The organism is Sphingobium sp. SCG-1 (assembly GCF_002953135.1).
Lineage (GTDB): Bacteria > Pseudomonadota > Alphaproteobacteria > Sphingomonadales > Sphingomonadaceae > Sphingobium.
In genome coordinates, this window is record NZ_CP026372.1 from 4,041,510 (window position 1) to 4,055,221 (window position 13,712).

The 13,712-nt window shown below is 61.5% G+C and carries 13 protein-coding genes; 6 read left to right on the forward strand and 7 right to left on the reverse strand.

The window, feature by feature from the left end; translation table 11 throughout:
* Positions 1 to 34: 34 nt before the first annotated feature.
* Positions 35 to 1,504 (reverse strand): DEAD/DEAH box helicase, encoded by a 1,470-nt coding sequence (locus C1T17_RS18635; RefSeq protein WP_104954719.1) that lies wholly within the window; start codon positions 1,502 to 1,504, stop codon positions 35 to 37.
* Between the two features lie 108 nt (positions 1,505 to 1,612).
* Positions 1,613 to 2,035 carry a hypothetical protein gene (locus C1T17_RS18640; protein ID WP_104955354.1) on the reverse strand — a complete coding sequence of 141 codons (423 nt, stop codon included), beginning with the start codon at positions 2,033 to 2,035 and terminating at the stop codon, positions 1,613 to 1,615.
* A gap of 100 nt (positions 2,036 to 2,135) precedes the next feature.
* On the opposite strand from C1T17_RS18640, the gene C1T17_RS18645 reads away from it, so the two are divergent.
* Entirely contained in the window at positions 2,136 to 3,563 is a 1,428-nt protein-coding gene (locus C1T17_RS18645; protein WP_104954720.1) for an FAD-binding oxidoreductase, read from the forward strand.
* Positions 3,564 to 3,565: 2 nt separating this feature from the next.
* Here the strand turns inward: C1T17_RS18645 and C1T17_RS18650 are convergent, their stop codons facing one another.
* The gene (locus C1T17_RS18650) at positions 3,566 to 4,018 is read right to left on the reverse strand and encodes a cupin domain-containing protein (protein WP_104954721.1); all 453 of its coding nucleotides are present in this window, start codon (positions 4,016 to 4,018) and stop codon (positions 3,566 to 3,568) included.
* A gap of 49 nt (positions 4,019 to 4,067) precedes the next feature.
* Here C1T17_RS18650 and dapE point away from each other — a divergent pair, with 49 nt between their 5' ends.
* Complete coding sequence (gene dapE / locus C1T17_RS18655; protein ID WP_104954722.1) at positions 4,068 to 5,222, forward strand: succinyl-diaminopimelate desuccinylase; 1,155 nt, start codon at positions 4,068 to 4,070, stop codon at positions 5,220 to 5,222.
* Here dapE and C1T17_RS18660 read toward each other — a convergent pair.
* From C1T17_RS18660 to C1T17_RS18675, 4 genes are all read right to left on the reverse strand, one after another.
* Positions 5,198 to 6,871 (reverse strand): putative bifunctional diguanylate cyclase/phosphodiesterase, encoded by a 1,674-nt coding sequence (locus tag C1T17_RS18660; protein WP_411269198.1) that lies wholly within the window; start codon positions 6,869 to 6,871, stop codon positions 5,198 to 5,200. The two genes, dapE and C1T17_RS18660, sit on opposite strands and share 25 nt — an antisense overlap.
* 105 nt (positions 6,872 to 6,976) lie before the next feature.
* The gene (locus C1T17_RS18665) at positions 6,977 to 7,516 is read right to left on the reverse strand and encodes a Smr/MutS family protein (RefSeq protein WP_104954724.1); all 540 of its coding nucleotides are present in this window, start codon (positions 7,514 to 7,516) and stop codon (positions 6,977 to 6,979) included.
* Complete coding sequence (locus tag C1T17_RS18670; RefSeq protein WP_104954725.1) at positions 7,491 to 8,786, reverse strand: murein transglycosylase A; 1,296 nt, start codon at positions 8,784 to 8,786, stop codon at positions 7,491 to 7,493. The genes C1T17_RS18665 and C1T17_RS18670 overlap by 26 nt, the downstream gene beginning before the upstream one ends.
* The gene (locus tag C1T17_RS18675) at positions 8,783 to 9,439 is read right to left on the reverse strand and encodes a Tim44/TimA family putative adaptor protein (protein WP_104954726.1); all 657 of its coding nucleotides are present in this window, start codon (positions 9,437 to 9,439) and stop codon (positions 8,783 to 8,785) included. Before C1T17_RS18675 ends, C1T17_RS18670 begins: the two co-directional genes overlap by 4 nt.
* A gap of 268 nt (positions 9,440 to 9,707) precedes the next feature.
* Here C1T17_RS18675 and secB point away from each other — a divergent pair, with 268 nt between their 5' ends.
* The 4 genes from secB to C1T17_RS18695 all read left to right on the forward strand — a co-directional run bounded on the left by secB (position 9,708) and on the right by C1T17_RS18695 (position 13,641).
* The gene (gene secB, locus C1T17_RS18680; RefSeq protein WP_104954727.1) at positions 9,708 to 10,202 is read left to right on the forward strand and encodes a protein-export chaperone SecB; all 495 of its coding nucleotides are present in this window, start codon (positions 9,708 to 9,710) and stop codon (positions 10,200 to 10,202) included.
* A gap of 28 nt (positions 10,203 to 10,230) precedes the next feature.
* On the forward strand, positions 10,231 to 11,817 hold the full coding sequence (murJ, locus tag C1T17_RS18685; protein ID WP_104954728.1) for a murein biosynthesis integral membrane protein MurJ: 1,587 nt from the start codon (positions 10,231 to 10,233) through the stop codon (positions 11,815 to 11,817).
* Between the two features lie 10 nt (positions 11,818 to 11,827).
* Complete coding sequence (trpS, locus tag C1T17_RS18690; protein WP_104954729.1) at positions 11,828 to 12,832, forward strand: tryptophan--tRNA ligase; 1,005 nt, start codon at positions 11,828 to 11,830, stop codon at positions 12,830 to 12,832.
* A gap of 140 nt (positions 12,833 to 12,972) precedes the next feature.
* Positions 12,973 to 13,641: a DUF4136 domain-containing protein gene (locus tag C1T17_RS18695; RefSeq protein WP_104955355.1), complete on the forward strand. Its 669-nt coding sequence runs from the start codon at positions 12,973 to 12,975 to the stop codon at positions 13,639 to 13,641.
* Positions 13,642 to 13,712: the final 71 nt, after the last annotated feature.

Genomic DNA, 13,712 nt, shown 5'->3' on the forward strand with positions numbered 1-13,712 from the left:
ACGGTCTTTTGGAATCGCGAGTAGCGTCGAGCCTCTAAGCAGGTTCGGTGTTGAAGCCATAGGACAGGAAGTCGGGCATGGGGCCGTTCCAACCGTCGTCCGGACCATCTTCCTGCGAATTGTCGCGTCGGCTGCGTTGTGGTGCATCACTGCGCGGCGTGGCGTCACGAGGCGGCGCTGTATCGCGAGGCGCATCGCGGCGTGAGGTATCCCGACGCGGCGCATTTCGGCGTGGCTCTTCGCCTGCATCCTCGCGTGGCGCAGCATCGACCTCGGCACTTTGAGGCGCAGCTTCCGGCTCCGCCTTCCGGGCAGCGGGCTTACGGCCCCGACGCTTGGGAGCGGCAGGCGCATCGCCCGCCTCCTCCGGCGCAACATCCGCAACCACATCGGTGCCGGCGATTTTCGGAATCTTGGTGCCAATGAGCTTCTGAATATTGTCCAGCGCCTCGGCATCTTCCGGCGTTACGAAGGTATAAGCCACACCGGTGGCCCCTGCCCGGCCAGTGCGGCCGATGCGGTGGACGTAATCGTCCGGATGCCACGGCGCATCATAGTTGAACACATGGCTGACGCCCTTGATATCCAACCCGCGCGCTGCGACGTCCGACGCGACGAGGACATTCACGTCGCCCCGCTTGAACCGGTCGAGTTCCGCGATGCGCGATCCTTGATCCATGTCGCCGTGGATTTCGCCCGAACGCACGCCGCTTTTCTGCAGCGTCTTGTTGAGGTCGCGAACTGTCGTCTTGCGATTGCAGAAGATGATCGCGTTGGTCACGTCCTCTGCCTTCAGCATCCGGCTGATGACGTCGCGCTTCTTGCGCGATTCGACCGGGACCAGCCATTGCGTGATGTTGATGCTGGCGGACGCAGGACGCGCGACTTCGATCGACTTGGGGTTCGAAAGAAACTTGTCGGCCAGCTTCTTGATGACCGGCGGCATCGTTGCCGAGAACAACAGCGTCTGGCGTTGCGCGGGCAACTTGGTGCAGATTTCCTCGATGTCGGGAATGAAGCCCATGTCGAGCATGCGGTCCGCCTCATCGATCACCAGCAGCGAGCAGCCATTCAGCATGATCTTGCCGCGCCCGAACAGGTCCATCAGGCGGCCAGGCGTCGCGATCAACACGTCCACACCCTTTTCAAGCGCGGCCAGTTGATCGCCCATTGACACGCCACCGATCAGCAACGCCATGGAGAGTTTGTGATACTTGCCGTATTTCTCAAAGTTCTCAGCGACCTGCGCTGCGAGTTCGCGCGTCGGCTCCAGGATCAGCGAGCGCGGCATCCGCGCGCGGCTGCGGCCATGCGCCAAGATGTCGATCATCGGCAGCACGAAACTTGCCGTCTTGCCGGTGCCCGTCTGGGCGATGCCGACGATGTCCTTCATCATCAGCACGGACGGAATAGCCTGCGCCTGGATGGGCGTCGGGGTGTCGTAGCCGGCCTCTGTGACCGCCCTCAACAATTCATCGGAAAGGCCGAGATCGGCAAAATTCATTCATATGTCCGGAATAATGGGCCGTGCGGTTGCGCATTGCCTCAGTCAAAGCTGGCTGGCCCATGCGGAAATCAGGGCCGATTGTCAAGGAAATCCGGCCGCCCAGCCCTATCGTTCGGGCACGAGCCGCTTGAAGCTGTCCACTTCGCAGGAGATGCCGCCCCGCGACTTGACATCGTCGCGTCCGGCGCAGAGCGAGCCGTCATCGGTAGGCTCGATATAGAAGCCGGAATAGAAGGCTGCCGATTGGCAACCACGACCGAACCGCGCTCTGTAGCGCTGACTGTTCGACAATATCAGATCGACGCTGTTGCGCTCTGACAGATCAGCGGAACGAATGGAACGGATAGCAAGGCAACGCGGGCCTTTCTTCTCGTCCCAGTCCTGTGCTTCCGGTGCGGCCGCTGGGCGTCCACGGCGCGGCGGCGCAACCAATGGCACGCGAATGATGACCCGCTGCTCAATCGTAAGTTGTGCAAATTCCGTGGGCGGCCCCGCAAACGCAGAGCCTCCTACTGAAACGAGCAGCATGGCAATCGCGGACTGAAACAAAAAAGCAAACCCCTGAACGACTTGACGCTTTAGCGACTGGCGGTTGAACAGTCGATGAATTCCGGGGCATAAGCGCAACATGATATCTTCCGACATTCTTACCCGGTTCGCCGCCCTGCTCGGTCCTAAAGGCTTTACCGACGATCCAGCGGACATAGCGCCTTGGCTAACCGACTGGCGCGGACGCTATCATGGCGCTGCCGCTGCGGTGCTGTCGCCCGCAAATACGGCGGAGGTGGCGGGCTGCGTCTCCCTTGCGGCGGAGCATGGTGTCGCGTTGGTGCCGCAGGGCGGGAATACATCGATGGTTGGCGGCGCGACGCCGCCCATCGACGGTCGCGCGCTTATTCTCTCGCTGCGGCGTATGAACAGGATCGTGAGCCTCTCTGCGGAGGACAATGTGGCGGTGTGCGAAGCAGGCGTGATTCTGTCGGTCCTGCATGATGCCGCCGCAGCCATCGGCAAGCGATTTCCCTTGAGCCTTGCTGCGAAGGGGTCGGCCACTGTCGGCGGGCTGATCTCCACCAACGCGGGCGGCACCCAAGTGTTGCGTCACGGGACGATGCGCGCCCTGGTCGAAGGGGTCGAAGCAGTGTTGCCGGACGGCAGCATCTATGATGGCCTTGCCGCGCTGAAGAAGGATAACCGGGGCTACGATCTCAAGCAGTTGCTGGTTGGTGCGGAGGGGACGATCGGTATCGTCACGGCCGCATCGCTGCGCCTCGTGGCTGCCATTGCGGATCGTGCGGTGGGTTGGGTGGGTGTCGAAAGTCCGCAGAAGGCGCTGGCGCTGCTCAGGCTACTGGAGGCAAGGCTGGGGATGATCGTCGAGGGGTTTGAGGTGATCGCCGACGATGGGCTTGGCCACGTCCTCTCGCATATTCCCGGCGCTCGTTCCCCGATCGAGACGCGGACACCGTGGCACGTGCTGATCGAAGTGGATTTGCCTGACGCACGAAGCCCAGGCGCTGCGGAGCAACTGGAGCGCGCACTGGCGGAGGGCTTTGAGACCGGCCTGGCCGTGGATGCCGCTATCGCCACGAATGAAGCTCAGGCGGAGGCGTTCTGGCGCATCCGCGAATCGCTTTCCGAAGCCGAACGGGCACAGGGACCAGCACTGCAATATGATGTCAGTGTGCCCGTGGCGCAGATGCCTGCGTTCATGATCGAAGCCGCTGCCGCCGCCGAAGCGAGATTTCCAGGCACCACTGCGTCGTCCTTTGGTCATTTGGGTGATGGCAATGTCCATTTTCATGTCCGCGCGCCGAAGGGCACGGCCAACGGTCCAGCCTGGATCGCAACAGACGGCGCGGCGATTAACGCTTTCGTGCATGACGCGGTGGTGGCTTCCAGCGGATCAATCTCCGCTGAACATGGGATCGGCCAGATGAAAAGGACGGAGTTGGCGCGGCTTGCCAGCCCTGCGCGCCTAGCTTCTCTTCGAGCTATCAAGGCGGCGTTCGACCCCAAGGGGATCATGAACCCCGGCAAGCTGGTGCCTGACTGAAGTCAGGGGAAAGCCGATCCGTCCTTTCGCCTGAAGCCGGCCCCATCCCCGAAGATGTGCATGTCCACGTCAGGATAGTGGCAGGCACCGGCTGCCGGTCGGCCGACCACGACGAACATGCAGTCTGTGTCGCTTTCATTCACCAGATGATGTCCGTTCCCGTCGTTTTTCGGGAATGCCGCCATATCGCCCGCTGCCATCGGAGTGCGGCCGTCCTCATCGATCAATATGGCCTCACCGGACAATATCACGACGAATTCATCTTCATCTTCGTGCCAATGGCGTTGGGACGACCACGCTCCAGGCATGAGCGTGACATGACTTACACCGAAATCGGTCAGGCCGGTTTCTGGCGCTATGCGGCGGTAGAACCGCCCTGCTACTTCCTGTGCATATTCGGTGGGATAGCCCGTGTGGTTGGTCTGCGGAATGGCGTCGAGGTCTAGCTTTGGCATGATGGCGCTCCGGCTGGTCAATCGATGCGTCCTTCGCTAACGCACGGGCATGACCCTGACCAGTGCCGCTTTCGATCCCTTGGACCTTGCGCAGCGGCTTATCGCCTGCCCCTCCGTTACCCCTGCAACCGGCAGCGTGTTCGCGTGCCTGGAATCCATGCTGGCGCCGCTCGGATTTGCCGTCGACCGCTTTGTGTCGGGGGAAGCGCCCGATGGTCCTGTCGAGAACCTGCTGGCAGTACGGCAGAACGGGCCGGGACCGCATTTCGCCTTCGCCGGGCATCTCGACGTGGTGCCTCCGGGCGACGGCTGGGGGAGCGATCCCTTCGAGCCCGAGGTGCGCGGAGACTTGCTCTATGGTCGCGGCGCTGTGGACATGAAAGGTTCGATCGCCTGCTTCGTGGCAGCCGTCGCGCGGGAGAAAGATCTTCCGGGCACAATCAGTCTTATCATCACGGGCGACGAGGAAGGCCCCGCCGTTCATGGCACGCTCGCCCTGATGGACCGCATGGCCGAGCGCGGCGTCAAACCCGACCTGTGCCTTGTCGGTGAACCGACTTCGGTCAACCGGCTGGGCGACATGGTGAAGATCGGGCGGCGCGGATCTGTGAATATGTGGATTATGGTGGAGGGCGCGCAGGGGCATGTCGCCTACCCGCATCTTGCCGACAACCCGATACCCCGCCTCATCCGTATCCTGTCAGCGATCGAAGCCGTCGAACTGGATCAGGGAACCGACTGGTTCCAGCCGAGCAACATCGAAATCACCGACATCACCGTAGGCAATCCGGCAACCAACGTGATCCCCGCCAGAGCCAGTGCGCGCCTGTCGATTCGGTTCAACGATCAGCATAGTGGCGCGAGCCTTGTTGAACGGATTTCAGCGATTGTTGAGGCGGAAGGCGGCACGCTGGAGGCGAAAATCAGCGGCGAGCCGTTCCTGACGGCACCAGGGGATTTTTCCACGCTTATCAGCGCCGCTATTCACGATGCCACCGGCATCGTTACGGAGCTTTCTACAACCGGCGGCACGTCCGACGCGCGCTTCCTCTCACGCCTGTGTCCGGTGGTCGAGTTCGGCCTGTGCAATGCAACGATGCACAAGCTGGATGAGGCTGTAGCAATTGCCGATCTGGAGACGCTGACGACGATCTACGCCAGCATCCTTGCACGCGTGGCTCAGGCTTCCAGTGCAACGGCCTGAGTACCGCCGAAGCGCGTGAGATATGTCCGCTCATCCGCGGGGCGGGCGAGGTGGAAGCCCTGAAATATTGTGCAGCCGATCACCTTCAAGATGTCGAGCTGCCCCTGGCTCTCGACACCTTCGACGATCACGTCGAGGCCAAGCCCCTGGATCAGCGCAATGATGGCGCTGCATATAGTCCGCGCTTCAGCGGAGGTCACCACGTCACGCACCACACTGCGATCGATCTTTACACGGTCGATGGGCAAATCGCGCAAGCGGGCAAGATTGGAATAGCCGGTGCCGAAATCGTCGATAGCGACACGAATCCCCAATCTGCGCAGATCGGCGATCTCATCAACCAGACGCGGAGCCATATTCATGGCCAGCGACTCGCTTATCTCCAGTTCCAGAGCTGAAGGAGGCGTTTCGTGGCGCGCAATGGCGCTACGCAATCGTGCGAAGAAGTCCGCTTGTGCAAGTTCACGCGTAGAGATGTTGATCGCCAGACGCTGGTCCATGCCCATTCGCGCCCAGCGCGCCGCCGTCTCGCAAACCTGATCCATGATCCAGTCGCCCAGGTCGACGATGACGCCACTTTCTTCAGCAGCGGGAACGAAGATTCCCGGCAGCACCAGATCGCGATCCGGATGTGCCCAACGCACCAGGGCTTCGGCGACCAGAACGCGTCCGCTGCCTACATCCACTTGCGGCTGGAACTGCAGGATAAATTCGCCGCGCTCCAGCGCGATACGCAAATCGCGCTCCAGCTCTGCCTTGCCCTCCGCCTCTTCGGCCAGTGCGTTGCTGAACAATTCGAAGCGGCCACGGCCATTGCTCTTGGCCCGGTACATCGCGATGTCCGCCGCACGTATCAGCGCCGGCAGGCTGTTCCCATGCTCGGGATAGTAAGCGATGCCGATCGACGCGCCAAGATCGACGAACTGCCCGTCGATATCGAATCGCTCACCCAATGCGAAGTGAATTGCACGGGCGATTCTTTCAGCAGCAGCGCTATTGGGGACTTCGGGAAGGAATATGGTAAATTCGTCACCCGCAAAGCGGCCCAGCACCGCGCTGGCCGCACCGGTCTGCGCCTGGCTCATCAGCACTTCGCGTAATCGCCCTGCCACTCGCGCCAGCAGCTTGTCGCCCGCGGCGTGACCCAGCGTGTCATTTACGGACTTGAAGCCGTCGAGATCGAGGAAGAACAAGGCGGCGGGATCGTCCGACACACTTTCAACCAGGAGTTGCTCAACCTGCCGACAGAAGCTGGTGCGATTAGGCAGGCCGGTCACAGGATCGAACATGGCAAGCGAATGGATATCGTCGAGATCAGATCTGACCTGACTGAAAAGCGTATCCATCGCTCCTGCCAGATCCGGAAGATCGCGGCGCAAATGGGATACCACCGGGGTATGGAGATCGCCATGCGCTGCTGCGCGCAGCCTTGCGGTCGCGCCATCCAGCGCGCCCTTCAATGTGGAAATGCTTCGATGCGCCGAGCACCAGCTGAACAGCCCGCAGAGAAGCGTGCCGGCAAGCGCCAGAGCGGCGTTTCGTGAAGGTCCACTCGTGTTGAACGCCGCCGAAAGGGCGAGGATGAAGGCCAACGCCCCTGCGCCTAGCCTTATCAGGGTCGCGCGGCTGTTGAACCTCACACTCTTCACAGATCCCTGACGCTGAATTTGGAACGGTCCGTCGCGGCGGGCGGAATACATGCGGTTATGAATCGTGCTGGTTAAGAAAGCCTCACCAAACGGGCCACAGAGTGATTATTTTTTGCGGCGCAATATAATATAGAGGGCGCCGCTCCCGCCATGCCGAGGGTGGGCGGGGCGAACGCTGGCAATGGCATCGGCGTGGGGGCTGGAATCCAGCCAGTGGCCGATCTCCGCTCGGATCGCGCCACGCTGCGCGACTGCACCGTTATCCCTTGCTGGCCGGGGCTTTCCAGTGACGACAAGCAGTATGCGGACATCGTGCGCACGCGCCGCAGCCAAAGCTTGGTCGAGCCGGACATGCGCCGCAGAAAGGCTGTGGCCGTGCAAGTCGATCGTCATTTCTGGAACGAGTGCCCCGCGCTTGATCTGCTTCTCCCATCGATCGTCAAGGACCGGCACAGGCTTCCGCGCGGGTTGAGGCAAAGGGGGAAGCGCAGGCATTCGCGTTAACGATTTTGCGGGCGATGCGGGCGAAGAGACAATCGGCGCATCCACCTTCGATGCCGTCATCGCCGGGCGGTAGGAACGCACCGTCTGTGCAAGGCGCGCCCAGAGCGCCCGCTCTTCAGGGGAGAGGCGGCGTCCGGCCATTGCCGTTCGCGTTGATCAGTGCGGAAACCCGCGCAACTGTGCCGATCGGCAACAGCAGTAGCGCGCTGCCCCGTGCCGCCATGCCGCCTGCGATCGCCCGCGCGCGTTCGCCCGCACCCCAGAAGGTATCGACTCGATTTGCGCCCTTGATCGCGCCGCCCGTGTCTTGGGCGATCCATATGCCATTAGGTTCCGCACGGTCCATCGAGAGGAGTATCGGCGCGCCGAGCGGAATATATTTGGGATCAGCCGCCACAGTAGCTTCTGGCGTAACGGGCAAGCCAAGCGCGCCCAGCGGACCAGCGCCGGTCAGCTCGCGAAAGAACACGAAGCTCTTGTTCTCGTTCATGATCGCTGTGCCTTCGACGGGATGCGCTCGCAGATAGGCCATGATGTCCTGCATCGACCCGGCCTGGATCAATCCACGATCCTTCATCAGCTTACCAATGCCGGTATAGTCACGGCCATTCTGCCCGTCATAGCCGATGCGCATCACGCCGCCATCGGGCAGGCGCAAGCGTCCGCTCCCCTGAACCTGAAGGAAGAAGAACTCGACCGCATCGGCGGCCCAGGCGATTTCCGGTGCACGCCCGGTAAGTGAGCCAGCAACGATCTGGCTTCGATCATCGAATGGTACGAATTTCGCACCGTTCACCTTGCCGCGAATAGTCTTCCCCTTCAGCGCATCGCTGAAGAGGCCGAGATCGACATCGATCAAATCGGCAGGGCGTGTGTAAATGGGCACTTCATATCCAGCGCGACGGGTCCGTGATCCCGCAATCTCCGGTTCGAAGTAGCCGGTCGCGAAAGCTTTCCCGTCACCGACCTGCGCCGTCTCGAAATAGCGCGAGAAGAACTCTGTGGCTGTCGTGTCGGGCCAGCTTGAGGCGGCGCTACATGCCTGTTGCCAGTCCGCGCCGCGTGTCAGACCGCTCTGGTCGCTCCGCCGTAGCAAAGAAGGGCAGGAAATACGAAATGCTTGCAATGCGAGACGCGAACGCTCGCCTGATGGCATGAGGTCGCCGACCGGCGGCCCCGCCACCAGACCCGCGCCTAACGCATTATCCCCAGCAACAACTGGTGTCACGGGAGAGGGAAGCGTTGGCCTTGGCGTGGCAGGCTTTGGGCGCGCGGCCGTTTCGGAAGGCTTGGAAACCCGGCCAGGTATCGGGCGAGCGGTGCCGCCGAAACCTGGAGGTACGATGCTGCCCGCGCATCCCGAAAGCGCCGCGGCGATAAGCAGCGCGACGCCCGATCTGAGGAGGCTCATGCCTCCTCGTCGGTTTCGGTCAGCTTCCAGTTGGGATCAGTGGCCCGCAAGTCGCGGCTGAAGGTCCAGACATCGTGAGTCGCAACGGCATCGGTCATCGACCCCGCGATCACATTGCCGTCCTTGTCCCGCGTGATTGCGGCGATGTCCGCATCGAACCGCATCGTGATGTGCGCAATACGCCCGCTAAGCGACGCGTCCGTAATCACAGCCTTATCGATTCGGACAAGGCGGTTTTCCAGCGTCTCGCCAGCGGCTTCGCGCGCGGCAATCGCCTCTTCGAAAGAGGCAAGGACGTCAGCATCGCACAACCAAGCCAATTCCTCGCGATCTCCGCGCCAGAATGCCTCCAGCACCATACGGTAGGCGCTTTTCGCACCATCCACGAACTGCGGCACGTCAAAGCGACGGTCCGCTGCAATCAGGGCGCGGACACCATTTTCAGCGCCCGGTGTCAGCAGGCCTTCGGCTAACCGTGCAGGTTCCTGACTCTGTTCGCCCGTTTGCCGTGGCTGCAACACCGAAACTTTGGCGCGGTCGTCGGCCTGAAGCGGAGCGGGCTGCTGCTCATGACCCGTGCGCTTGCCCAGCACCGAATAAAGGCGAAGGGCCAGAAAGCCGGCAACGAGAGCGAGAATGACGATGGCGTACACTGTGCTGTTCAACCTGTTAAATATGGAGCGCCAGTTACAGGCATGGGTAACATAGGCATGTTCCGGCGCAGTTTCAAATAGGGATCGGCGGGTTCGAGCAACGGCCTAACGGGCGAGCGTGCGTTTATATCCTTGTCTGCCATCCTGCATCGGACAAAGCCCAGGCCATTGCCCTGCGTTCTGGCCCCTGCTAAGCGCGCCGCTTCACCGGTCACGCCGATGCACAGGGCTTTGGGGCGGGACCAGCAGGGACAATAAGGACGATACTATGGCGGATCAGGCCGACACTTACGACGCACTGTCCAATGGCGCGGATACCACGCCGCAGATCGGGCTCATCACGCAATATGTGAAGGACCTGTCGTTCGAGAATCCGAACGCACCGGCCGTATATCAGTGGCAGACCCAGCCCAATATCGACGTCCAGTTCAACATCGGTGCCGATCAGGTGGCGGATGACGTGCATGAAGTGGCGCTGAAGATCGAAGTGAAGGCGACGACCACTGATGGCACTGCCTTTGCCGTGGAACTGGTCTATGCTGGCCTGTTCGGGATGCGCAACGTGCCTGAAGATCAGATTCAGCCATTCATGCTGGCCGAAGCGCCGCGCCTTCTCTTCCCGTTTGCGCGCCGTATCTTGTCTGACGCGGTGCGTGATGGCGGCTTCCCGCCGCTGCTTCTCGATCCCATCGATTTCCAGGCGCTCTATGTGCAGCAGGCGCAGGCCGCGCAGCTCAATGAACAGCCTGCCGGGAATGCGTAACGCCGGTTTCCGGTACTAAAGCAGGGCCATGGGCCTTTTAAGAGCCACCGGCACGATCGGCGGGCTGACCTTGGTCAGCCGCATCCTCGGCATGATCCGGGACATGCTGGTGGCACGCTATCTGGGTGCGGGGCTGGCCTCCGACGCGTTTCTGATCGCGTGGCGGCTCCCCAACCTGTTCCGCGCGCTTTTTGCTGAGGGCGCGTTCGCCGCCGTCTTCGTGCCGATGTTCAATCGCACGATGGCGGAGGGCGACAAGCTTGAGCCGGGTTCGGGCAAGGCCGCCGCAGTAGCCTTTGCCGGGCAGATATTGTCCGTACTGTTCCCCATCGTGGTCGGCTTCACACTGCTGATGATGATCACCGCCGCGCCTGTCGTGTGGGCGATGACCGGCGGCTTCCCCGATGGTGGGCCGGAGAAATTCGACCTTGCCGTCAACTTGACGCGGATCACCTTTCCCTATCTGGCGCTGATAAGCCTTGTTTCGCTGCTCGGCGGCATCCTTAATTCGCTTGACCGCTTTTGGGTCAATGCCGCCGCGCCGGTGCTGCTGAACGTGTGCATGATCGGCGCGGTGCTGTTCTTTCGTGGCGCAACACCGATAGAGACGGCCTATACGCAGGCAGTTGCGGTCACCCTCTCGGGCCTGGCGCAGTTGCTGTGGCTGATGTGGTCGTGCAGGCGAGCAGGCGTAGTGCTGAAACTCAGTGCACCGAAGCTGTCGCCGCAAGTGAAACGGATGCTGAAGTTGATTGGCCCGGCGGCATTGGGCGCAGGGGCACTCCAGTTCAACTTGCTGATCTCGACTTCGCTCGCCGCGCGGTTCCTGCCGCAGGGTGCCGTCAGTTTCCTCTATTATGCCGACCGGCTGAACCAGTTGCCGCTGGGCTTGATCGGCATAGGGGTGGGCACGGCCATCCTCCCTGCCCTCTCGCGCCAGATCGGATTGGGGAACGAGGCAGCCGCATCGCACACCCAGAACCGGGCATTGGAGCTTTCGCTTTTCCTCGCCTTACCCGCAGCCGTCGCGCTGTGCGTTTCAGCCGTGCCGCTGATCCGGGGGCTGCTCCAACATGGCGCGTTTACCGCTGCCGACACGATCGGCACGGCAAGCGCCCTTGCCGCCTTCGCCGTCGGAGTGCCCGCCTATGTACTCATCAAGGTGCTGACGCCGGGCTTCTATGCGCGGCAGGACACCAAGACGCCGGTCCGGGTTGCCGTGTTCTCGATGCTGTTCAACCTTATCGGCAATCTCGTGCTGATCTGGCCGTTGGGCCATGTCGGGGTCGCGGTCTCAACGGCGATCGCGGCATGGGTGAACGTAATTGTGCTCTATTGGCTACTTCACCGCCGCGACCAGTTGCGGATGGATGCGCGCTTCAAGGACAAGGCCGTCCGCATATTCGCCGCCAGTACACTGATGGGGTTGGCGTTGTGGTTCCTGAACCCGTTCCTCGACGTCCATATGGCGCGCGGCGTGACGGAGCGAGTCATTGCCCTCATCCTGTTGTGCGGGATTGGGGGGCTGGTCTATGGGGTGGCGGCGCTGGTCCTCCGCACCTATGCGCTTTCCGAATTGCGAGCGCTTTTCAGGCGCGCGCCCAAGACGAATTGAGACACACGACATGCGCGTTCTTTCCGGCATCCAGCCCACCGGCAATTTGCACCTTGGCAATTATCTCGGCGCGATCCGTAACTGGGTGAAGATGCAGGACGAAATGGATGCGGACAGCCAGTGCTTCTTCTTCCTCGCCGACATGCATTCGATCACGGTCCATGAAGAGCGCACACAGCGGCTGAAGAACGTGCGTGAGATGGCCGCCGCGCTGATTGCCGCCGGGATCGACCCGGACCGGAGCGTGCTGTTCAATCAGGCCCGCGTGCCCGCCCATGCCGAGCTTGCCTGGTTGCTGAACGGCACTGCCCGCATCGGCTGGCTCAATCGCATGACGCAGTTCAAGGACAAGGCGGGCAAGAATCGCGAAGGCGCTTCGGTGGGCCTGTTCGTCTATCCGGTGCTGCAAGCGGCAGACGTGCTGCTCTATCAGGCGACGCATGTGCCGGTGGGTGAGGACCAGAAGCAGCATCTGGAGCTGACGCGCGATATAGCCGTCAAGTTCAACACCGACTTTGGCGTCGACCTGTTCACCCTGCCCGATCCGATCATCCCCAAGGAAACGGCGCGTATCATGTCGCTCCGCGACGGCACGTCCAAAATGTCGAAGTCCGATCCGTCCGACATGAGCCGGATCAACCTGACCGACGATGACGACACCATCGCCAGCAAAGTCCGCAAGGCGAAGACCGATCCCGATCCGTTGCCCGAAACCATGGCCGATCTGGTGGGCCGCCCGGAAGCCAGCAATCTGGTGGGTATATTCTCCGCGCTGACTGGGGAAAGCGGCGACTCGGTCTGTGCGCGATTTGCAGGACAGGGCTTTGGCGCGTTCAAGCCTGCGCTTGCGAACGTGCTCGTGGAAAGCTTGCGGCCCATTCGGCAGCGCTTCGAGGCACTGAAGAACGATAATACGGCGCTGGATGCCATTTTGTTGAAGGGGGCTGAAAAGGCCTCTGCTGCAGCGCGTCCCACTTTGCTTGGAGCTTATGAGGCCCTCGGCCTGATGCGCTGAAAATCGCATCGTCGTCCTGAACAAATGCTTCGATGACCCGTTTCTGATCTACGTTCAATCGCCGTTCAGTTGCGCTTTGCTATCGGAAAGCCAATATAGGCCGTATAGCGCCTTTAGCGGCCAGAATCAGGATGCATCCCATGTCCAAGTTACGCAAAGTCGGTCTACTAGCAGCCCCGGTACTGGCGCTGGTGGCGCTGTCAGGCTGTACCAATAATTTCAACGCCAATGTCGCGCGTTTCCAGCAATTGCCTGCGCCTCAGGGTCAGAGCTTTGCGGTCGTCGCGGACGATCCCCGTCTCGCTGGCGGGTTGGAGTTCTCGCAATATGCCGGCCTTGTTACCAGCCGCATGGCACAGCTTGGCTTCGTGCCTGCTGCCGATCCAGCGAACGCCAACCTTATCGTCCGGATGCGCTATGACGTGGATAACGGTCGGGAGAAGGTCCAGAGCACCGGGTTCGGCGGTGGCTGGGGCGGCGGTTGGGGTGGTGGCTGGGGCGGCTGGGGCCGTGGCGGTTACGCCGGCTTCTATGGCCCGCGTCGCTTCGGCTACGGCTTTTACGATCCGTTCCTGTTCGGCCCCGGCTATAATGATGTGAGCAGCTACACGGTTTACACCAGCCAGTTGGAACTCAAGATCGAGCAGGCCGGATCGGGCAAGCGCCTGTTTGAAGGCACCGCCTCCGCGCAATCGCTCAGTAACAAGCTGACTTATCTGGTGCCCAACCTCGTTGAAGCCATGTTCACCGATTTTCCGGGGCGCAATGGTGAAAATGTTAAGATCACTGTGGCACCTGAACCGAAGTAACGCGTTATACCCTTAGGTGTTGGCTCCCAAGCGCACCTTCATATGGCCCGGCGGTCCGAAAGGCACCGTCG